The sequence below is a fragment of the Ochrobactrum sp. Q0168 genome (genome assembly GCF_016427605.1).
In the GTDB taxonomy this organism is placed as follows: Bacteria; Pseudomonadota; Alphaproteobacteria; order Rhizobiales; family Rhizobiaceae; genus Brucella.
The window spans coordinates 102,790-123,524 of sequence record NZ_JAELXQ010000010.1; the positions used below are offsets into that span (position 1 = coordinate 102,790).

Here is a 20,735-nt window from a genome sequence, read left to right on the forward strand (position 1 = left end):
GCTCCGCCCTCTTGTTTGATCAGATGATGCCCAGAGCATCCATGGCTTCTGCCACTCGAACGAAACCGGCGACATTGGCTCCAAGGACATAGTCGCCCGGGGTGCCGTATTCCTCAGCGGTTTCCGCGCAAAGATCGTGGATATTGCGCATGATTTCAGCCAGACGCGCTTCAGTCTGTTCGAAGGTCCAACTGTCGCGCGATGCGTTCTGCTGCATTTCGAGTGCCGAGGTCGCCACACCGCCCGCATTGGCAGCCTTGCCGGGAGCGAAGAGTACTTTCGCATCCTGGAATATCTTCACTGCTTCCGGTGTGGATGGCATATTCGCGCCTTCACCGACAGCAATAACGCCATTCTTCACAAGCGTCTTGGCATCCTTGCCGGTCAACTCGTTCTGCGTTGCCGAAGGCATGGCCACATCGCACGGAACATCCCAGATCGAGCCGCCCTCGATATAATGAACGGACTGCCCCTTCTGGCGTGCATATTCGGAAATACGTTCGCGACGCACTTCCTTGATTTCCTTGACGAGATCAAGATCTATACCGTTCTCGTCAACGATATAACCATTGGAATCCGAGCAGGCGACCACTTTGCCGCCGAACTCGATCACCTTTTCCATCGTGTAGATGGCAACGTTGCCCGAACCGGAAACAACAACGCGCTTGCCGTCAAAATCCTGCTTACGGGCCTGAAGCATACGCTGCACGAAATAGGTTGCACCATAACCGGTTGCTTCCTTGCGCGCCCGCGAACCGCCGTAGAATAATGCCTTACCCGTCAGCACGCCCGCTTCATAGCGATTGGTCAGTCGCTTGTATTGGCCGAACATATAGCCGATCTCGCGTCCGCCAACGCCGATATCGCCGGCCGGAACGTCAACATATTCACCGATATGGCGGTGAAGTTCAGTCATGAAGGACTGGCAGAAGCGCATGATTTCAGCGTCGGAACGGCCGCGCGGGTTGAAATCCGAACCGCCCTTGCCGCCACCAATCGGCATGCCGGTCAGTGCGTTTTTGAACGTCTGCTCGAAGCCGAGGAACTTAATGATGCCGACATTGACCGAAGGGTGGAAGCGAATACCGCCCTTATATGGTCCGAGCGCCGAATTGAACTGCACGCGGAAACCGCGATTGATCTGGACGCGGCCTTGATCATCGACCCACGGCACACGGAAAATGATCTGCCGTTCCGGCTCGCAAATGCGTTCGATCAGGGCATTGTCGGCATAATATGGTCGTTTCGCAATGACGCGCCCAACACTTTCAAGCACCTCTCGGACAGCCTGGTGAAATTCTATTTCACCCGCGTTGCGATGGAGGACATCTTCGAGAATGGGCTCGAGCTTTTCATGGACGTTGACCAAAATTTCATCTCCAGAGTCGGTATGCAATCTCACAATGATCACTCTCTAGAATAATTTTTGATCAATTTGAATAAGCATTAAGCACTATTTGTGCGCAATAAGCGAGGACACCCTCTTTCCAACCACCATGCGCCTGAAATTACGCCACACAAAAAGATCCAGCATCATAAGAAGCAATATTATCGGGCAATTGAGTAAAAAATAGTCAGCTTAAAGTTACAACAGTAATCATTTCAAGTGCGCGACTTTATGGCTTCGGTAACAGTCGTGTGGGCGCGGTTTATGGTAACCGCGCCTTGAATTCTTTACGGCCAGAAAACGCCTATCGTTCCGAAAATTCCAATACTGTGCCGCTCGCCTTCTCCGGCAAAACAGCCACACCTGCTGATGTCGGCACAAAGGAAACGCCATGTGCGGTCAGTGCAGCACGCGCTTTATCCAGTGAACTCACCCGAATGCGCAAGGCTGCGAAAGCACTGGCAGGTGTTTTGTCCAAATCGACATCCGGGTAAAGCGACAACGCTTTCTCGCGATCCAGAACCAGCAGATCGGCGGAGTTCGGCCCGGTCAGAACCTTCCATACGCCATCGTGCTCAACCGCTTTCCCGGCCTTGAAAAGAGGAGCAAAACCTTTCGCAGATGTTTCAGGGTCGGTCGCGATGATAACGATAGCCGAGAGACCGATAGCACCATTTTCATGTTCGATCAGCTCCCGCAGCCAGACCGTTTCGCGGGTCTTATGCTGACACATGAAAACCATGCCCTGCGGAACTTCGCTATCGGCAAAAGAGACTGTTTCGAACGCTGCGACGCCCGCGCCGCCACCCGGCAGTTGCACCGGGCGCTGGAATGCGCCAACTTCGCCCGTCGCTATATCGAGTTCTGCAAGCGCCGCCTTTGCCTCACGGGCATTGTCGATCCGGCAGGCAATTGCATGCAGGCCTTCGCCTTGCGCGGCCAGTTTCTCGCGCTGGTGCAGATTACCCGGCGTTTCGGCAACGATCCCCAGAAGCTCGAAATAATCTTCCGGAAACATGATCGTGTAATTGCCGGTGCCTTTTTCCTTGCTGTGAAGCCCGCGCGGACTCAGCGTGAATCCGAAGCGACGGTATTGCTCGGCACTTTTCTCCAGATCGTTAACCAGCAGAAAAACGTGGTCGACGCCTTTTACCGGGTGAGACATGTGGAGTTTCCTTTTTTCATAAAATCAGATGCTTGGAATGGAGGCTTATTTCTTTGTGGGCGCCAGCACAATCTCATGAATTGTGACCTTCGGATTCATATTGGCGACATAGAGTGCAGTTTCGGCCATATCCTCCGGCTGAATGACGTCATCCATACGTGCCGGATCAAAACCCGGACGGCGGGCCAGAAGCGGAGTCGCCACCTCACCGGGACAAAGCACCGTGGACCGAATACCGTTTTGTCCTTCTTGCGCGTTCAGGCTCGCACTCAGATCGTTGAGCGCGTGTTTGGAGGCGCCATAGGGCACGCCGCCAGCCGGTGACGAAAAACGACCCGCCCATGACGATGTATGGATCATCAGACCGCCGCCCTGTGCGCGCATCGGCGCCAGCGCGGCTGCGATCACATTGATCGCGCCCTTGATATTGATGTCGATGACATCGTCCCATGAATCGAAATCGATATCCGACCAGCTGCGGCGCGGAATATTAAGCCCTGCATTGTTGCAGACCACATCGAGACTCCCGGCCCATTCGACAATCGCTTCGGCAGTATCCGTCATCGCCTTGCGGTCGAGCACATCCGCCGGAAATATCCGGGCTTCACCACCGGCGGATGTTATTTCATCCGCGATGATGGCCAGCGCTTCCGCCTTCCGGCCCGTCAAGGCCACCGGCCAGCCTTCGCTTCCAAACCGTCGCGCCATCGCAGCGCCAATCCCCGATCCGGCACCTGTAATCCAGACTGCACCAGGCTTGATTTTGCCCGCATTTTCGCTCGAGTCGGGAGAAATCTGGTTCATCAACAAGCTCCATCGTAGAAAATCGACATTTATTAGCGCATAGAGTGCGGGAAATTATACTAATTTTACCGCCTAAATTAGTTTATCTTGACAATTAATCTGCGGATTCTAGCATACCAGTGCTTGCGTGCAATAATGCCCCTGAGGCGAAGCTTTAAAGAGCGTTTTCAGGGGCTTGAACAATATCGGGTCGTGCGGGAAAAGAGGCCTGAAAGCCCTCCCTCAACGTCCTTTAGGGGAACACAGAATGCATATCAGAAAAGCTGGCCTTGGCCTGTTTCTCGCAGCGTTTTCGCTTGCTACGGCGTCATCCCACGCCGAAGAAGTAAAGCGCGGCGGCACAGTCATCGTCCATATGAATACCGAGCAGGGCGTACTCAACCCTGCGCTTCGCGCCTCCACCGGCGTTTACCAGATCACCGGTCGCATCATGGAGCCGCTGATCGACCGCACTTACGAGGGCTACGTGCCGGTTCTGGCAACAAGTTGGTCTTCCTCGGAAGACGGCAAGGCCATTACCTTTAAGCTGCGCGAAAACGTGCGCTGGCACGACGGCCAGCCATTCACCTGCGATGACGTTTCGTTCAGCGCGATGAATCTCTGGAAGAAGCTGCTCAACTATTCGACGACGCTTCAGGCTAATCTTGAAGCAGTCGACTGCACCGATCCGCATACCGCCGTGTTCCGCTATTCCAAGCCGATGCCGCTGGAATTGCTGGTCGCTGCGATGCCGGATCTCGGTCATCCGGTACCGAAGCATCTCTATGAAGGCACCGATATTCTGAAGAACAAGTACAATTCCGCGCCGGTCGGCACGGGCCCGTTCAAGTTCGTCGAATATGAGCGCGGCCAGCACATCATAGCCGAACGCAATGATGATTATTGGCGCGGCAAGGAATATCCTTACCTCGACCGCATCATCTGGCGTTTCATGCCGGACAAGGCAGCGGCAGCGGCAGCACTTGAAGCTGGCGAAATGATGGAAACCGCCTTCAACGGTATTTCCATGTCGGATACCGAGCGCCTCCAAAAGGATGGCCGTTTCGACACCGGCACCAAGGGTTTCGAAAACAACGTCGCCCACTCGACCATCGAGTTCAACCTGCGCAATCCGATCCTTGCCAATCTGAAGGTCCGTCAGGCGATCTATCACGCTCTCGACATCGACTTTGCGATCAAGACGATCATGCGCGGCTACGCCAAGCCGGGCCGTGGCCCGATCCCGAGCGCTGGCGGTGCAAATTACACCGATCAAGTGCAGACCTATCCTTATGATGTCGAAAAGGCCAAGAAGCTGCTCGACGAAGCTGGGTATCCCGTCAAAGAAAACGGCATACGCTTCAAGCTGCGTCATCGTCCGGCGCCATGGGGCGAATATACGCAGCTCTGGGCTGAATATTATGCACAGGCCATGAAGGAAGTCGGCATTGACGTCGAAATCCTGACCAATGACGCACCGGGCTTCCTGAATGGCGTCTATCGCGATCACGACTTCGACACGGCAAGCGGCTGGCACCAGTTCCGTTCCGATCCGGCTGTTTCCACCACCGTCTGGCTGCGCTCCGGCGCTCCGGTCGGCACGGCATGGTCCAACCAGTTCGACTATAAGTCTGACGAAATGGACAGCCTAATTGACAAGGCTGCGAGCGAGCTCGACCCGGCTAAGCGCGCCGATCTCTATCATCAGATTCAGCAGCTTGAGATGAAGGACCTGCCAGTCATCTTCGCCATCGAACATCCGTTCGTCGGCGTGACGAATAAGGTTCTCAAGAACCACCACAACACACCGCGGTGGGATTCATCCAGCTGGTACGATCTCTGGATCGACCAATAAGCGATACCAACCGCTGCCGGTCACCCGGCAGCGGTTCACGAGTTTTAGAATGATGACTATGAATATCATGCAGGATAATCCGCAATGTCCCTGCCCCCAATCCTGACCTTTGCGTTGCGTCGCATTTTGCAGGCAATCCCGGTCATCCTTCTCATCATGATCGGGGCGTTTCTGCTGATCAAGCTTGCGCCGGGCGACACGGTTGACGCGCTCGTTGGCGACATGGGCGGTGCTGACCCGCAATTCGTGGCCAATCTGCGCACCGAATATGGCCTCGACCAACCGGTCTGGGTGCAGCTGTGGATTTATATGACCAAGCTGGCACGGTTTGATTTCGGCTGGTCCTACGTCTATGAACTGCCCGTGCTGGACGTGCTGATGGCGCGTCTCGTGCCGACGCTTCTGCTTATGCTTTCTTCCCTGTCGGTCGCCTTCATTTTCGGCATCGCGCTTGGCGCTTTCGCAGCGCGCAAGGCCTATTCGCTGACCGACAATGTCATCTCCACGCTCGGCCTTGTCTTCTATGCAATGCCAAGCTTCTTCCTCAGCCTCATCCTGATGTTCATCTTTTCCGTCAAGCTGGGCTGGCTGCCCGTGGGCGGTTACAAGACGCTTGGCGGTTTTTACACCGGCTGGAAGAATGTCTGGGATATTGCGGTACATCTCGTCATGCCGACGACGGCGCTTTCGCTGATCTATCTCGCCTTCTACATGCGACTGATGCGCACAAGCGTGCTCGAAGTGGCCGATCTTGATTATGTCCGCACGGCCCGCGCCAAGGGAGCCAGCGGCGCAAGGCTGATGTTCCATCACATCATGCGCAACGCATTCTTGCCCGTCGTGACGCTACTGGGCCTCCAGTTTTCCACCGTGCTCGGCGGCTCGGTTGTGATCGAGACAATCTTCTCGCTGCCCGGCCTTGGCCAGCTTGCCTATACATCGGTGATCAAGCGCGACCTCAACACGCTGATGGGCATCATCTTTCTGTGCTCGGTGCTGGTGGTGATCGTGAATTTCATCACCGATCTCATCTATGCGCGGCTTGATTCCAGGATCGAACTGTCATGACGTCCCAGGACCTTTCCTTCATCCGCCCACAGGTCTCCCGCACAAAAGTTCTGTGGCAGCGTTTCAGTCGCAACCGCGCCGCCGTGCTCGGCCTCGTCCTTTTCGTCGCCGTGGTTCTAATTGCCCTATTGGCCGATGTCATTGCACCCGGCGACCCGTTGCGCCGCGCTGGCGATCCGCTTGTATGGCCCTTCATCAATGCTGCAATGCCACTCGGGACGGATCAGCTCGGGCGTGACATCATGGCCGGCATAGTCCATGGCGCGCGCATTTCCTTGCTGATTGGCGTGGTCGCGACCCTGATCTCTATCATCATCGGCATCGTCATTGGTGCGCTCGCTGGCTATTATGGCGGCTGGGTGGATGACGTTCTTATGCGCGTCACCGAAGCCTTTCAAACTGTGCCAAGCTTCGTGCTGCTTCTGACGCTGGTGGCAATCTTCGGCTCTTCCATCGAGAATATCATTATCTGCATCGGTATCGTGTCATGGACCGCGCCTGCGCGCATGGTGCGTGCCGAATTTCTAGCGCTGCGCAAGCGCGAATTCATCGACGCGGCGCGCAATCTGGGTGTCGGCAATATGTCGATCATCTTCCGCGAAATCCTGCCGAACGCGCTGCCGCCGGTGATCGTATTCGCATCTGTGGTGATGGCTACCTCTATCCTGATGGAAAGCGCGCTCGCCTTTCTCGGCCTCGGTGATCCGAACTATGCAAGCTGGGGCAATATGATCGGCCAAGGCCGCGCTGTGCTGCGCACCGACTGGTTCTGCTCGGTCATTCCAGGCATCGCCATTCTGCTCACCGTTCTTTCCTTTAGCCTGCTCGGTGAAGGACTGAACGACGCGCTCAATCCGAGGCAGAAGAAATAATGACCGCCGCACCTGTTCTCGAAATCAGCAATCTCCAAATCGCGCTTCCGAAGGGCGCCGACCGTCCTTATGCCCTGCAGGACCTGACACTGACCATTAATCCCGGCGAAATCGTCTGCCTCGTCGGTGAAAGCGGCTCCGGCAAGTCGCTTTCCGCAGGCGCGATCATGCGCCTTTTACCGGAACCGCATGTGCGCGTGACCCATGGCACGATCAGGCTTGAAGGCACCGATCTTTATTCGCTTTCCGAAGCGGAGATGAAAAAGCTGCGCGGTGATCGCATCGGCATGATCTTTCAGGAGCCGATGACTGCGCTCAACCCGCAGAAAACAGTTGGCTGGCAGATCGACGAAGTGCTGCGCCTGCATACCAAACTTGGCCGCAAGGAACGCCGTGCCGCCGTGCTGGACATGCTGGCAGAAGTGAAAATTCCCGATCCGGAATCCGCCTACAACGCCTATCCGCATCAGATTTCCGGTGGACAGCGCCAGCGCGTGATGATCGCCATGGCGCTGATCCTGAAACCGCGTCTCATCATCGCCGACGAACCGACTACAGCGCTCGACGTGACCACGCAGGCGCAAATCCTGAAACTGATCCGCGATCTGCAACGCGAGCATGACACGGGTATTCTTTTCATCACGCATGATTTTGGCGTGGTGGCGGAAATCGCCGATCGCGTCGCGGTGTTGCGCCTCGGCGAACTGGTCGAGCAAGGCCCGGCTAATGAGGTGTTGAACCATCCCCAGCATCCTTACACGAAGGCGCTGATTGCTTCAGTTCCAGCGCTCACACCGCCCGAAACGAAGACATTAGTTGAAGCACAGCCGATCATTCTCAAGGCAAGCGCTTTACGCAAGACATTCAAGGCGCGGGGCGGATTGCTCACAGGCAAACGCAGCGCCGTATCCGCCGTAAAGGATCTTTCATTCGAACTGCGTCAGGGCGAAACACTTGGCGTCGTTGGGGAAAGCGGCTCGGGCAAGACGACAGTTTCGCGCATCGTTACGCGCCTGCTGGAAGCAGATAGTGGCAAGGTTGATGTGAACGGCAAAGATTTTCTGAGTGCAAGCCCGCGTGAATTACGCGCCATGCGGAAAGATATCCAGATGGTCTTTCAGGACCCGATGGCCTCACTCAACCCGCGCCGCCGTGTCGTGGACCTCATCGCACAGGGCCCTATCGTCCACGGTGTACCGAAGGCTGAGGCGCACGCGAAGGCACGGGAACTGCTGGAACTGGTCGAGCTTTCGCCTGCCGCCGCCGACCGTTTTCCGCATGAGTTTTCGGGCGGGCAGCGTCAGCGCATCGGCATTGCGCGTGCACTCGCTTTAGAACCGCGCATCATCGTCGCGGACGAACCTGTCTCAGCACTCGATGTTTCAGTACAGGCGCAGGTTCTGCGGCTTCTGGCAGACTTGCGCGAACGGCTGAACCTGTCGCTACTGTTCGTCACGCATGATCTGCGCGTCGCAGCCCAGCTTTGCGACCGCATCATCGTCATGTCCAAGGGCGAGATCGCTGAAACTGGCCCAACGGCTGAAGTTTTCGCCAATCCTCGCCACGAATACACACAGCGCCTGCTTGCCTCCATCCCCGGCAAAAACTGGACGCCACCTCGTTTTGAAACCGCGTGAAGCCATGCAAAAAGTAGAATTTCCACCCTCCATCTGGGCCGCCACTGCGCCTCCCCGCACACCAGCCAAGCCGCTTAATAGCGATGCAGAAGCCGATGCCGTTATCGTCGGCGGCGGTTTCACGGGCCTGTCGGCAGCACTTCATCTGGCAAAACGCGGCAAGCGCGTCATCCTGCTAGAAGGCAATGCGGTCGGCTGGGGCGCCTCAGGCCGCAACAACGGACAGGTCATCCCGACCATGACGTCTGCCGAGCCGGACGCCATTGCCAAGCGCTATGGCGCGGCGGGCGAACGCTTTGCAAAACTGATTGGTAACAGCGCCGACATTCTTTTCTCCATCGTGCGCGATGAGAATATCGAAGCCGAGGCCGAGCAGAACGGCTGGTTCCAGCCTGCCCACTCGCCGGGCCGGGTGAAGCTATCACAAACCCGCGTAGAGGCATGGAAACGCTTCGGTTTCCCGGCAGAATTCCTTGACCGTGCAGCGACTTCGCAGCTGCTCGGCAGTGATTTCTGGTATGGCGGCATGTTCAACCCGACCGGCGGCCATATCAATCCACTGGCCTTCGCGCGCGGCCTGGCCGCTGCAGCAGAGCGCCATGGCGCGATCATTCACGAGCAAAGCCCGGTCACATTCTATCAGCACGTCGGCGATCACTGGGAAGTGCGCACCGACAACGCCACCGTTCGCGCCAAGGGTTTTTTGCTCGCAACCAATGCCTATACCGGCGAGCTGCGCGAAAGGCTCGCCCCACGCCTTGCCCGCACCATCGTGCCGGTCTTGTCATGGCAGATGGCGACTGCTCCGGTCAGTGACAATCTACGCACAACCATTCTGCCGGGAAGGCAGGCCGTTTCCGATACGCGCGGCGACCTCCGTTTCTTCCGCTACGATGCCCGCAACCGGCTTATCACCGGCGGTGTGGTGATGGGCGATTTCAACATCGCTGAGCGCGTAAAGCGCAAGACGGCACGCAATATGGCTGAGGCTTTTCCGGCGCTTGGCGAGCCGGAAATCACCCATGTCTGGAGCGGGTATATCGGCATGACGTGGGACCGTTTCCCGCGCGTCCATCAGCTTGGCGCCAATGGTTGGGCATGGATCGGCTGCAACGGACGCGGCGTAGCACTTGGCACATCGCTTGGCCGCGAATTCGCACGCGCGCTTGACGGAGAGCCGTTGCAGGAACTCGCCTTGCCCGTCTCAGAACCCGCACCGCTGCCTTTTCATAAAGTCGCGCGGAAGATCGCCCCATTCTATCTCGCTTGGCTTAGGCGCAAGGATCTCACCGAACCCAATCTCTAAACCAGCTCATTCATGTGAAAGGTCAGGTCCATGAATCAATTGCCCATTCTCGAACGCCGCCGCATCGAGGCGATGGTTCTCAAGAATATCTATGATGTGTTGCGCGAACGATCCGGCGAAGAAGAAGCGCAGGCAGTCGTCGGCGAAGCTGTCAGCCGCTCCGCTATCGAACAAGGCAAGAGCTTTGCCGAAGAACTGGGCCGCACGCCCACTCTGCAAGACTTTGCCGATATCCAGCCGCTGTGGACAAAGGAAAACGCACTCGAAATCGACGTGATTTCGCGAGACGAAAACCATTTCGATTTCAATGTCACGCGGTGCCGCTATTCGGAAATGTATCGCGAAATGGGCCTTGGCCATATCGGGCACCTGCTTTCCTGTAATCGCGATGGCGATTTCTGCATCGGCTACAATCCCGCAATGAAGCTGGAGCGCACGCAGACCATCATGAAGGGCGCAAGCCACTGCGATTTCCGCTATCGCCTTGACGTCACTGAAGAAACGACAAAGGAAGCCTGAAATGCCGGTTGAAAACTGGACGGCGAACCAGCTGGATGAACTCGTCGCATTCCGTCGCGATCTGCATGAAAATCCAGAGTTGCTTTACGATGTGAACCGGACAGCGGAAAAGGTTGCCGATGCACTGCGTGCGGCTGGTGTCGATGAAGTTGCAACCGGCATCGGGCGCACCGGTGTTGTCGGTGTTATTCACGGCCAGACCAACAAGTCTGGCCGTGCCATTGCTTTGCGCGCGGATATGGATGCGCTGCCGATCCTGGAAGAAACCGGCGCGGCATGGTCATCCAAAGTGCCGGGCAAGATGCATGCCTGCGGTCATGACGGCCATACCACGATGCTTCTCGGGGCGGCCCGCGAATTGGCGCAAAGCCGCGCTTTCGACGGTACGGTCATCGTCATCTTCCAGCCTGCCGAAGAAGGCGGCGCTGGCGCCAAGGCGATGATCGACGACGGCCTGTTCAAGCGCTGGCCGGTCAACGAAGTCTATGGCATGCACAACCGTCCAAACCTAGAGGTGGGACATTTCACCATCAATTCCGGTCCGATTATGGGTTCGGTTGATGTGCTCGACATCACCATAGAAGGCGTTGGCGGACATGCAGCTTCGCCGCATCAGACCATTGACCCCATCCCGGTAACGGCAGCGCTCATTCAGGCAATCCAGACGCTGACTGCCCGCACCATCGATCCGCTCGATTCCGCTGTGATCTCGATCACGACTATTCAGGGCGGCGATGCGTTCAACGTCATTCCGCAGAAAATCCGGTTGACCGGCACGGTTCGCACGCTTCGCGAAGAAGTGCGTAATCACATTGAGGAAAAGCTGACCCGTGCGGTGCAGGGCATTGCCGATGCTTTCGGAGCCAAGGCAACGCTCGACTATCAGCGCAACTATCCCGTAACCATTAATCACGAACACGAAACCGAACTCGCAGCCCTCGCCGCCGAAGCCGTCTCAGGCGCTGATCGTGTCACGCGCGACATGCCCGCCACGCTCGGCGGCGAGGACTTCGCGTTCATGCTGAACGAAGTTCCGGGCGCGATGATTAATATCGGCAACGGCCCAAGCGCCAATCTCCATCACCCGAAATATGACTTCAACGATGATGTCATTGCCTGGGGTTGCTCTTATTGGACAACACTGGTGCGTCACCGTTTGCCGGTGTGATGGTCACAAAATTGCGGTGGGGCAGAATGCTGCCTCACCGCACAGTTTTAAGTCGTGCTTTTCCCGATATCTCATGTGAGATTGGAAACAGCCAATCATAAGCGATATTGAAAACAAAGGTATACGCCAGGTAAAAAAGCACGATTACTACATCCAGCATCAGCGCGGTGATGATCGAAATGCCCAGATACCAAGCGATAAACGGTATCAGCAACACAATCAGTCCGGCTTCAAACAGGACGGCGTGTGCAACGCGAATAGGCATGGTTTTATTCACCGTTCCTCTCAGTCGCAGCAAGACCCGATCAAATCCAAGATTGAAAAGAAAATTCCAGATGGTCGCGGTGGTGGCGGATATGACGCCGATGACGCCCATTGCTTCCACCGGCTTGTCAAAGAGAACAGCCGAGCCTGGAATGAAGATTGCCAGCCCAATAATTTCAAACATTGCCGCGTGGCGAACACGATCTGTAAAACTACGCACTTATTTATTCCTTGATATTGGTGTGCGCTTTCTATCTATTATTATGGATTTTAAAAGTTAGATACTATCGGGATTTACGATAGATGAATGTCGAGCTGGACCAATTGGAAGCATTTGTTGCCGCCGCCGAACAAGGTTCCTTTTCGGCTGCAGCCCGTCATTTGCGTAAAGCGCAGTCGGCAGTCAGCGTATTGATATCCTCTCTGGAAGATGATCTTAATGTCAAACTTTTCAGCAGGACGACACGTAGCCCAGTGCTCACCGAAGCAGGCGCAAGGCTGTTGCCCGAAGCGCGTCTCATGCTCGACAGGCGTGAACATCTGATTTCAGTAGCGCGGAACTTCGACGAGCATGTCGAGTCCCGCCTTGTGGTTGCTCTGGATGAACTCTACCCCGAGCCGGCGGTCGCAGCCCTCTTCGCCGCGTTTGCGCAACACTATCCCCATGTCGAACTCGAATTGCAGTTTCCACATTCATCCGTGATCGCGGGGCTCTTGAAAGACGGCAAGGTTGATCTCGGCGTCATGTGGCGTCTCGACCAGATACAGCCCGAACTCGGTTTTCAGACCATTGGCTGGGTGCCACTTGTGCTCGTCTGCGGTCGAAACCATCCCCTTGCGAGCAGCCCCGTGAATTGGGAAGACCTGCGGACGCACCGGCAGATCATGGTTCGCAAGCGCAGTGACGAGGATGAAAAGCACAGGCTTCGCGTGGCCGCCGAGGTCTGGTGGGTGGAAAGCCACTGGGTCATTCTGCAAATTCTGAAACAAGGCATCGGCTGGGCTTATATCCCGGAACATATATTGCGAGATTCGCCATTGGCGGATGAACTTGTCATCCCGAAACTGCAATTCGACGGTGGTGCGCATCCCGTGGCGCTCGAACTGGTCTGGAACAAGCTCCGTCCGCATGGCCCCGCCGCCAAATGGCTGAGACAGCAATTTGCCTCAAACAAGTTTTGATTTGGTCAAACACGCCGCACAGAAGCTGCGACGAGGCACTATTATTTCTTAACAGGAAACTGAAAATTGACGCCCGCAAATATCTGCCATTTCGGTGCGCCGTCGCCTTGATGCCAAACCGTATATTGCGGCTCGATAAACGCGTTCATGGTGATGCCTTTTTCCAGCTCAAAGACTTTACCGATACCGAAACCGACCGGAATATATCCTTCGTCGTCTTCCAGATTGAAGTTCCATGTTCCTGTCGAGCGCAGGTACCAGCCGTCCTTTAAATTGTAATTGATGATCGGCTCGACAGTTGCCAAGCTTACCTTATCCCGGTCGCCATGCCCTGCGAATGATGTCTGATAGGTCAACAGACCACCTAGTAGACCCCAGCTCTGCGGCGCAACGATCACACCCGACGCCCCTATCTGCCATTTGCCATTGCCAAGTGCGTCATCTGTCGCGGTTGGGATGACCAATATCGGTCCCGCACCGAATGTGATCTCGCCATGCTTGGGGAGGATGAAAATGTCCATCAGCGTCAGATCGCCCAGGCCCGTTACATATCCGTCGGGGAACTCAGGCGCTGTTGCGATAGGCAGTGTATATCGTATCAATTGTGGCAGGCCAGCTATCTCTGCGGGCACCAATCCACGCAGGAGAAACTGATTGGATCGCCGACCGGATAACCCGTATATTTCCGGCACATAATAATTATGGAAGTTAACGGTAATCTTCGGCGTCAGGGGATTATTGGCGTCGTTTACCGACTGATGCTCTTGCGCTGAAACGCTATTCATTAAAACCAACGATAACAGTAGTCCCAGACCTGTACGCGTGACGATCGACATCGCAGTTTCCCCATTTCATATCGAAAAGGGTATCTTAAACGCACAGAAAATGAAGTCTGTTACAGTAACATACAGCACATTTTTTGCCTGTAGAGCGATCTGCGAATTGCTAGGGTTCGATGAGAGCCGACATCCGCACCAGATCGGCCAGTGATCCTGCCTGCATCTTCTGCATGACATGCGCACGGCGCACCTTCACAGTGATTTCCTTGACATCAAGGTGAGCTGCGATTTGCTTATTTAACAGGCCTTGCACGACAAGCGCAAAAACAGCGCGTTCGCCCGGTGTGAGGCTCAGCCAGCGATCGTGAAGCTCTAACCGCACTCGTTCGTCCTGCAAACGTTTCTTATCACCGTCGATTGCCCGGTATACAGCATCCAGCAAATCGTGATCACGAAACGGCTTTGGCAGAAAATCCACGGCCCCTTTTCTGATTGCATTGACGCCCATGGTGATATCGCCATGACCAGTAATGAAGATAACCGGAATACGAATTCCGAGCCCTGTCATCTGGGCGAAAAAATCCGTGCCTGTCTGCTCCGGCATTCGCACATCAAGTATCATGCAAGAGGGACCGGGCTGGCGATCGTAATCAAGGAAACCACGCACAGATTCAAAGCTGATCGCCTTCATATCGATGGAGGCAAACAAATCCTCCAAGGCTCGCCGAACCGAGAGATCGTCATCGATAATATAAACCACCGCTACGTTTTCATAAGTTGCCGTCATTGCTGGTCCACCCCGACCGCTGGCACTTCCAGCAGAAACGTCACGCCGCCCGATCCGGCACCCAATGCGCCTTGGGCATCGGTCCAGATACGCCCACCATTCGCCTCTATGATCGTTCGACTGATCGTCAGCCCCAGCCCGAAGCCACCGTCTTTCGTCGTCCAGAAGGCATCAAAAGCGCTTTCTTTCGCTGTGTTGGTCAACCCTGCCCCTGTATCGGCTATCGCGAAGCGTAGGCCGCCATTGTCGCCTATGAAAGACTTGATCAGGAGAAAACGATCATCTTTCTCTTTCTCCGACATTGCCTCAATGCTGTTGAGGATGAGGTTACCAAAGACCTGCTGTATTTGCACACGGTCCGCCCATGCAGGCGGTAGATCCGTCGCCAGGTCGAGTTGAAGGCGGATGCCATTCCGGTGAAGCTCTGCTCCGGCCAGATCGGCCATTTCACGGATAGTCATGTTGAAGTCGAAACTTTCGATCTTGGGCTTTTCGCCCTTGGACAAGCGGCGGACACGGTCGAGTATCTCGCTCGCGCGATGAGAATCCGCCGATATTCTCTCGATCGCGGATAGCGCACGCGCCACGTTTGGCGGATTCTGCGACAGCCAACGGTGCCCAGCTCCAGCACTGGTTTCGATTGCAACCAGTGGCTGGCTGACTTCGTGGGAAATTGAGCCGGTCAACTGGCCAAGCGTGGTCAGCCGCGCAAGTCGCAGCAAACGTTCTCGCGTCTCATGAGCTTCTGCTTCGGCATCGACCAGTTTCAGGCCGAGATATGCGGTGCAGGCAATGGCCAGGATGCTGATCAATGTATTGACGAAACCAACATTATAATCGCCTGAGCGCGTCAGGCCGAAGCTTGCGACTGTCAAGGCAATGCAGCCAGCTGCGACACCAGCAACAGTGCGGTGCGAAAACAATCTGGCCGAAACCAGCACAATAGCCGTATAGAAAACAGCGGCTGCAATCGCGTAATCGGTGACGGTGTCGAACACGAAAATGGCTGCACTAACAATCGCAAGGCCCAGAGATGCCGCAGCGTTCCGCGGAGACAAGCGACGAAAACCATTTATTCGCATTCAATGTCTCCTCGCTGGTCTCTGGTTCACAATTCAATTGAGCTTTATAGCTCCAATTCGCGGCTTTTATCTACCATGATACGCCGACAGACAGACAATGGGCACCCGCATCAATCGGCGGAAGAACCGGCATGCGTTTTGCCCACACGACCTTTCAAAGAAAAAGTGACCAACAGCAAAGCTGCTGGCCACTCCTTCGATGTGGCGCTGCGAGGCACCGACAGCGTCGCATCAAAACCATTGGCCAAAACGATGAATGTAGAAACTCTTCATGGTCTGCGCGACCACACAATAGGCAAACAGCGTCGCGACAAGCCAAGGGAAGTAGGCCCATGGCAGCGGCTGCAACCCAACCATGGTTCCAAGCGGCGAGAATGGAATGTAAATACCAAGTGCCATGATCAAGCCAGTCATGAGCATCACTGGCAAAGCTGCAGTGCTTTGGATGAACGGTATTTTCTGCGTGCGCAGCATATGCACCACGAGCGTCTGTGACAGCAAGCCTTCAATGAACCAACCCGACTGAAACAGCGACTGCATGTCCGGCGTATTGGCAGCGAAGACATACCACATCAGCGCGAAAGTCGTGATGTCGAAGATCGATGACGTCGGCCCTACCCAGATCATGAAACGACCAATATTCCTGGCGTCCCATTTGCGAGGTTTTGCGAGAAACTCCTTGTCCATACGATCCCATGGCAGGGAAAGCTGGGAAATGTCGTACATCAGATTCTGGATCAGCAAATGGATTGCCAGCATCGGCAAGAACGGTATGAAAGCACTTGCCACCAGAACCGAGAACACATTGCCGAAATTCGAACTGGCGGTCATATTCAGATATTTGATGATATTACCAAAGGTTTCGCGTCCTTTGATGACACCTTCTTCCAGCACCATCAGGCTCTTTTCGAGGAGAATGATATCGGCAGATTCCTTCGCAATATCGGTGCCGCTATCAACCGAGATACCCACATCCGCATCGCGCAATGCCGGGGCATCATTGATACCATCGCCGAGAAACCCGACCGTATGACCATTTGCCTGCAAGGCTTTGAGAACGCGAGATTTCTGCAAAGGGGTGAGCTTTGCAAAAACCGTGGCCTGCTCAACTGTCGCACGTAGTTTTTCATCGCTTATCTTCTCGATTTCTCGACCCAGAATTGGCGTGCCAGGCTCCAGCCCAACCTCACGGCAGATCTTTGCAGTGACAACATCATTATCACCGGTGAGAACTTTGACGACAACACCATGTTCGGCTAATGCAGCGATGGCCGGACGTGCGGTTTCCTTGGGTGGATCAAGGAAGGTCAGGAAACCCTGCACCACCAGTTCCTTCTCGTCAGGAATATCATAGCGCGACATTGTGGAAGACGGCGCAATCTCACGGGTGGCAACCAAAAGAACACGGAAACCATCACGATTGTAATCGCGTGCCAGTTCCACAAGCGCTTTGCGGCGCGCATCGTCCAGCGGTTTGATCTCATCGCCATCGCGAATAGAGGTGGAGATCGCCAGCATTTCTTCCACAGCGCCCTTACAGACCAGCAGATGCTCACCACCAAAGCCTTCAACCACAACCGACAAGCGGCGGCGAATGAAATCGAACGGCAGTTCATCCACCTTTTTGTAGAACCGAGCTGAAGCAGTGCTTGCAGGGTCGTCTTCGGCAAAACGAATAACTGCCTGATCCATAAGGTTCTTCACGCCGCTCTGATGGTAACTGTTGAGCCACGCCAACCGCAGAACGCTTGAGTCACATTGACCGTTAACATCAAGATGGTGTTCGAGGATGATCTTGTCTTGAGTCAATGTGCCGGTTTTGTCTGTGCAAAGCACATCCATGGCCCCGAAATTCTGGATGGCGTTCAGACGCTTCACCACAACTTTGCGGCGTGCCATTGCGACAGCGCCTTTTGCAAGGTTCGACGAAACGATCATGGGCAACATTTCAGGCGTCAGACCTACCGCCACGGCAAGCGCAAACATGAAGGCGTCAGGCCAGTCCCCTTTGGTAAAGCCGTTGATCACTAAGACCACTGGCACCATCACCAGCATGAAGCGGATTAAGAGCCAGCTCACACTGTTAACCCCACGATCAAAGGCGGTTTGTGCGCGGGAGCCTACAATCGCTTTGGCGAGCGAACCAAAATACGTCCGCGCTCCTGTTGCAACCACTATAGCAGTCGCCGTACCGCTAACGACATTCGTGCCCATGAAGCAGACCGTCGGCAGATCAAGCATGTCCATCTGATCGCCAGACGTTGCTTGAGCTTCGGCGGATTTTTCAGCAATAGCACCAAGCGTGTCGTATTTTTCAACGGGCAAAGCTTCGCCCGTGAGGGCAGCCTGACTGACGAAGAGATCGCGCGATTCAAGCAGACGCACATCGGCAGGAATCATATCCCCAGCTGAAAGCTTGACGATGTCGCCCGCAACGAGTTCGGCCATTGGAACTTCGACTAGCATTGCTCCCACGCCTTGCCCCTCTCCGCCAGCCTGACGACGCAACACTGTTGCCGTAGTGCGCACCATCGCCTTCAGCGCTTCTGCCGCTTTGCCGGAGCGAAATTCCTGCCAGAAACGCAGCAAAGCGCTAAGGAAAACCATCGTCAGAATAATGGTCACGCCGGTATATTCCGCCTCCTCGCCGTTGCGCAGCGGCAAGATTATATCCGTGACGGATGAAATCGCCGCGAGCGTGACCAACACGGCAATGAACGGGTTCTTGAACGCAAGCATGAATTGGACGAAGGCATGCGGACGCCTTTCATGCGCTACGTGGTTGGGGCCGTCTTTGACGAGACGTTCCCTGGCTTCACCCTCGGTCAGTCCGTTAAGGTTTGTTCTGAAATTGGCAAGTGTTGTATCAACGCTGTTTTGTGCCTCGCGCACGGCGCGCATCGACAGCTTTCTGTCGTCCTTGCGCGCAGTTGCTGCTACAGGCTTTTTTACGATCGCATTCATATCTTTATCCTCACGCTTCCATACGCGGCACGAGCACAGACAAACCCATCCCGCTAAAAGATGTGCAAAGCCATGCCGTACCGCCGCAGCGACGCCCGGTTTATGTGTCTGTTGAAGTCCGGAGATACTCCCGGATTGCGCCGCCAGCACAAACCGGACGAACCTACCGGCTCATCGTCCGTAGCTAGATTCCTCGTCTTCAATCGCAACGGGTGGAACAAGATTGTTTATCAGTGCACCCACGTTGAGGTCCGGTTCTGCTGGCCGGCTGCGAGGAGCAGGCCGAAGCGCTCCAACACTGGCAAGGACTGATATTTTGCGATTTCCACGGGGTCCTTAGTCCAACGGCATTCCACGCGTCCGTTTTTCGGGTTGACGTACCAGATGGTCGTCAGCCGGGGAGCTGTTTCGTTGGCCTTGTCAGTGCTGGCTTTAGCGTGTTGCAGATGACGATACGACATTTGCCCGCTGGAAGCGGTTGCGTGGTTGGCGGAACGCATATGCGCGCCAATGCGCGCGCCGAAATTGGCGATTGCTGCTGCAATATTCATCTCTTACCTCATGACGCGCCACTGCAAGCGTCCGTGTAAGAGCATGGTGTCAGCTCTCTCCGAACAACCCCAGTGGCGACAGCTTTCGACTACTGTCGCTGGGCATTGTGGTTCCCTGTGTTAAGGAGCTGAATTCTTTCGCTCCGACGGCATCTCAATACCAGACGGAGCAGTGAGGAGCTACGAAAATGCATGCTTTCTTCAAGGTGCATTATGGTACTTGAAATATACCAAGGTATACAGTCTGGCTTCGCTCACGCCGTCAGCATTTCGCAAGACAAGCAGGAAGATCCGCAACGGGACACCCTATTTACGCGCCCGTCACAGCTTTCTTTGCAAGCCGATCCGGCGCGCAAGCCACTCTGGTTTGATGACAGCTTTGGAAAGCTCGAGATCGACCGATAGTCTTTGTTGTGCCAGTTCCGGCATGTCAGCCGAGCGCGGCGTCCCCGTCGTTCGGCTGACATGCATCAGCACCTGCTCGCAAAACGCTACTTCCTGACCGGCTTCGTTCAGCATACGCATGAAAACATGCATACGCTTGCGATCAGCGTCCAGAACAGAAAGCGCCACATTCAGTGCTTCATCGACATGGCACTCTTTCAAATAACCGATACGGCTATCGAGGGTGTAGAGCGTGGCATTGTTTGCTTCGCGATAAGCAGTATCGACGCCAATCCGGTCCATATAGGCTGTTGCAGCATTCGAAAAGACGATGCCATAGGCATAGTCACCCATATGCCCGTTATAGTCGATCCAGCTCGACGAAACGCTGGTGCGATAAATCTGCAACGCTTCGCTCATGCTCATTTCCTCCGTTCAAACCAGGCATAGAACTCACCGACGATACCTTTCCGGAAGAGGATGACGCATGCCATGAAGATGATGCCTGTGACGATTGTGACGGGGAAGTCGGATGTTGCGAGATAGTTCTGGAGGGCGACGACGAAGGCGGCTCCGACGATGGGTCCGATCAGCGTGCCAATGCCGCCAAGCAGCGTCATCAGGATGACCTCGCCCGACATCTGCCAGCCGACATCGGTGAGTGTCGCAAACTGGAAGACGAGCGCCTTCAGGCCGCCTGCAAGCCCCGCAAGGGCTGCCGACATGACGAAGGCGGCCAGCTTGTAGCGATTGACGGAGTAACCGAGCGATATGGCGCGGTTTTCATTCTCGCGCACCGATTTCAGGATCATGCCGAAGGGCGAGTTGATGATGCGCCAGATGGCAAAGACGCCGAGCACGAACAGCGCCAGCACGAAGTAATACATGTTCATCGGATTGTTGAGATCGATGAAGCCAAACAGATATCCGCGCGGCACGCCCTGCAAGCCGTCCTCGCCATGGGTGAAGGAAGCCTGCAGGC

The 20,735-nt window shown here is 55.4% G+C and carries 19 protein-coding genes; 8 read left to right on the forward strand and 11 right to left on the reverse strand.

What is annotated here, in order from left to right; translation table 11 throughout:
* Nucleotides 1-19 precede the first annotated feature (19 nt).
* The 3 genes from gdhA to JAU75_RS16965 form a co-directional block, all read right to left on the reverse strand.
* Nucleotides 20-1,369 (reverse strand): NADP-specific glutamate dehydrogenase, encoded by a 1,350-nt coding sequence (gene gdhA / locus JAU75_RS16955; protein ID WP_167836069.1) that lies wholly within the window; start codon nucleotides 1,367-1,369, stop codon nucleotides 20-22.
* A gap of 322 nt (nucleotides 1,370-1,691) precedes the next feature.
* Complete coding sequence (locus tag JAU75_RS16960; protein ID WP_199057657.1) at nucleotides 1,692-2,552, reverse strand: VOC family protein; 861 nt, start codon at nucleotides 2,550-2,552, stop codon at nucleotides 1,692-1,694.
* A 45-nt stretch (nucleotides 2,553-2,597) separates the two neighbouring features.
* A complete protein-coding gene (locus tag JAU75_RS16965) occupies nucleotides 2,598-3,356 on the reverse strand; it encodes an SDR family oxidoreductase (RefSeq protein ID WP_199057658.1) in 759 nt (252 codons plus the stop codon).
* Nucleotides 3,357-3,603: 247 nt separating this feature from the next.
* On the opposite strand from JAU75_RS16965, the gene JAU75_RS16970 reads away from it, so the two are divergent.
* The 7 genes from JAU75_RS16970 to JAU75_RS17000 all read left to right on the forward strand — a co-directional run bounded on the left by JAU75_RS16970 (nucleotide 3,604) and on the right by JAU75_RS17000 (nucleotide 11,760).
* A complete protein-coding gene (locus tag JAU75_RS16970) occupies nucleotides 3,604-5,190 on the forward strand; it encodes an ABC transporter substrate-binding protein (RefSeq protein ID WP_199057659.1) in 1,587 nt (528 codons plus the stop codon).
* Nucleotides 5,191-5,274: 84 nt separating this feature from the next.
* Nucleotides 5,275-6,258, forward strand: coding sequence for an ABC transporter permease (locus tag JAU75_RS16975; protein ID WP_199057660.1), 984 nt, complete (start codon nucleotides 5,275-5,277; stop codon nucleotides 6,256-6,258).
* On the forward strand, nucleotides 6,255-7,130 hold the full coding sequence (locus tag JAU75_RS16980; RefSeq protein WP_199057661.1) for an ABC transporter permease: 876 nt from the start codon (nucleotides 6,255-6,257) through the stop codon (nucleotides 7,128-7,130). Before JAU75_RS16975 ends, JAU75_RS16980 begins: the two co-directional genes overlap by 4 nt.
* Nucleotides 7,130-8,767, forward strand: coding sequence for an ABC transporter ATP-binding protein (locus JAU75_RS16985; RefSeq protein ID WP_210339331.1), 1,638 nt, complete (start codon nucleotides 7,130-7,132; stop codon nucleotides 8,765-8,767). Before JAU75_RS16980 ends, JAU75_RS16985 begins: the two co-directional genes overlap by 1 nt.
* 4 nt (nucleotides 8,768-8,771) lie before the next feature.
* Nucleotides 8,772-10,073 (forward strand): FAD-binding oxidoreductase, encoded by a 1,302-nt coding sequence (locus JAU75_RS16990; protein WP_199057662.1) that lies wholly within the window; start codon nucleotides 8,772-8,774, stop codon nucleotides 10,071-10,073.
* A gap of 30 nt (nucleotides 10,074-10,103) precedes the next feature.
* On the forward strand, nucleotides 10,104-10,592 hold the full coding sequence (locus JAU75_RS16995; protein WP_199057663.1) for an L-2-amino-thiazoline-4-carboxylic acid hydrolase: 489 nt from the start codon (nucleotides 10,104-10,106) through the stop codon (nucleotides 10,590-10,592).
* Nucleotide 10,593: 1 nt separating this feature from the next.
* The gene (locus tag JAU75_RS17000; protein WP_199057664.1) at nucleotides 10,594-11,760 is read left to right on the forward strand and encodes a M20 aminoacylase family protein; all 1,167 of its coding nucleotides are present in this window, start codon (nucleotides 10,594-10,596) and stop codon (nucleotides 11,758-11,760) included.
* A 34-nt stretch (nucleotides 11,761-11,794) separates the two neighbouring features.
* Here JAU75_RS17000 and JAU75_RS17005 read toward each other — a convergent pair whose 3' ends face one another.
* Complete coding sequence (locus JAU75_RS17005; protein ID WP_199057665.1) at nucleotides 11,795-12,244, reverse strand: PACE efflux transporter; 450 nt, start codon at nucleotides 12,242-12,244, stop codon at nucleotides 11,795-11,797.
* An 83-nt stretch (nucleotides 12,245-12,327) separates the two neighbouring features.
* Between JAU75_RS17005 and JAU75_RS17010 the strand changes: the two genes are divergently transcribed.
* The gene (locus JAU75_RS17010; RefSeq protein WP_199057666.1) at nucleotides 12,328-13,206 is read left to right on the forward strand and encodes a LysR family transcriptional regulator; all 879 of its coding nucleotides are present in this window, start codon (nucleotides 12,328-12,330) and stop codon (nucleotides 13,204-13,206) included.
* Between the two features lie 41 nt (nucleotides 13,207-13,247).
* Here JAU75_RS17010 and JAU75_RS17015 read toward each other — a convergent pair whose 3' ends face one another.
* The 7 genes from JAU75_RS17015 to JAU75_RS17045 form a co-directional block, all read right to left on the reverse strand.
* Nucleotides 13,248-14,042: a hypothetical protein gene (locus tag JAU75_RS17015; protein ID WP_247880524.1), complete on the reverse strand. Its 795-nt coding sequence runs from the start codon at nucleotides 14,040-14,042 to the stop codon at nucleotides 13,248-13,250.
* 109 nt (nucleotides 14,043-14,151) lie between these two features.
* Entirely contained in the window at nucleotides 14,152-14,772 is a 621-nt protein-coding gene (locus JAU75_RS17020) for a response regulator (protein ID WP_199057667.1), read from the reverse strand.
* Complete coding sequence (locus tag JAU75_RS17025; protein WP_199057668.1) at nucleotides 14,769-15,854, reverse strand: ATP-binding protein; 1,086 nt, start codon at nucleotides 15,852-15,854, stop codon at nucleotides 14,769-14,771. The genes JAU75_RS17020 and JAU75_RS17025 overlap by 4 nt, the downstream gene beginning before the upstream one ends.
* A gap of 231 nt (nucleotides 15,855-16,085) precedes the next feature.
* Nucleotides 16,086-18,818 (reverse strand): magnesium-translocating P-type ATPase, encoded by a 2,733-nt coding sequence (gene mgtA / locus JAU75_RS17030; RefSeq protein ID WP_199057669.1) that lies wholly within the window; start codon nucleotides 18,816-18,818, stop codon nucleotides 16,086-16,088.
* A 230-nt stretch (nucleotides 18,819-19,048) separates the two neighbouring features.
* Nucleotides 19,049-19,369, reverse strand: coding sequence for a hypothetical protein (locus JAU75_RS17035; protein WP_199057670.1), 321 nt, complete (start codon nucleotides 19,367-19,369; stop codon nucleotides 19,049-19,051).
* A gap of 321 nt (nucleotides 19,370-19,690) precedes the next feature.
* A complete protein-coding gene (locus JAU75_RS17040; RefSeq protein WP_199057671.1) occupies nucleotides 19,691-20,173 on the reverse strand; it encodes a thioesterase family protein in 483 nt (160 codons plus the stop codon).
* 2 nt (nucleotides 20,174-20,175) lie between these two features.
* Nucleotides 20,176-20,735: branched-chain amino acid ABC transporter permease (locus JAU75_RS17045; protein ID WP_199057672.1), on the reverse strand; the 560-nt coding region annotated here is incomplete at its 5' end.

Coding starts and splice junctions, on each gene's coding strand:
- mgtA (WP_199057669.1), bottom strand. CDS start 18,818: ATGAATGCGATCGTAAAAAAGCCTGTAGCAGCAACTGCGCGCAAGGAC.
- JAU75_RS17020 (WP_199057667.1), bottom strand. CDS start 14,772: ATGACGGCAACTTATGAAAACGTAGCGGTGGTTTATATTATCGATGAC.
- JAU75_RS17025 (WP_199057668.1), bottom strand. CDS start 15,854: ATGCGAATAAATGGTTTTCGTCGCTTGTCTCCGCGGAACGCTGCGGCA.
- JAU75_RS16985 (WP_210339331.1), top strand. CDS start 7,130: ATGACCGCCGCACCTGTTCTCGAAATCAGCAATCTCCAAATCGCGCTT.
- JAU75_RS17035 (WP_199057670.1), bottom strand. CDS start 19,369: ATGAATATTGCAGCAGCAATCGCCAATTTCGGCGCGCGCATTGGCGCG.
- JAU75_RS16960 (WP_199057657.1), bottom strand. CDS start 2,552: ATGTCTCACCCGGTAAAAGGCGTCGACCACGTTTTTCTGCTGGTTAAC.
- JAU75_RS16975 (WP_199057660.1), top strand. CDS start 5,275: ATGTCCCTGCCCCCAATCCTGACCTTTGCGTTGCGTCGCATTTTGCAG.
- JAU75_RS17000 (WP_199057664.1), top strand. CDS start 10,594: ATGCCGGTTGAAAACTGGACGGCGAACCAGCTGGATGAACTCGTCGCA.
- JAU75_RS16995 (WP_199057663.1), top strand. CDS start 10,104: ATGAATCAATTGCCCATTCTCGAACGCCGCCGCATCGAGGCGATGGTT.
- JAU75_RS16965 (WP_199057658.1), bottom strand. CDS start 3,356: ATGAACCAGATTTCTCCCGACTCGAGCGAAAATGCGGGCAAAATCAAG.
- JAU75_RS16990 (WP_199057662.1), top strand. CDS start 8,772: ATGCAAAAAGTAGAATTTCCACCCTCCATCTGGGCCGCCACTGCGCCT.
- JAU75_RS16980 (WP_199057661.1), top strand. CDS start 6,255: ATGACGTCCCAGGACCTTTCCTTCATCCGCCCACAGGTCTCCCGCACA.
- JAU75_RS17010 (WP_199057666.1), top strand. CDS start 12,328: ATGAATGTCGAGCTGGACCAATTGGAAGCATTTGTTGCCGCCGCCGAA.
- JAU75_RS17015 (WP_247880524.1), bottom strand. CDS start 14,042: ATGTCGATCGTCACGCGTACAGGTCTGGGACTACTGTTATCGTTGGTT.
- JAU75_RS16970 (WP_199057659.1), top strand. CDS start 3,604: ATGCATATCAGAAAAGCTGGCCTTGGCCTGTTTCTCGCAGCGTTTTCG.
- JAU75_RS17040 (WP_199057671.1), bottom strand. CDS start 20,173: ATGAGCGAAGCGTTGCAGATTTATCGCACCAGCGTTTCGTCGAGCTGG.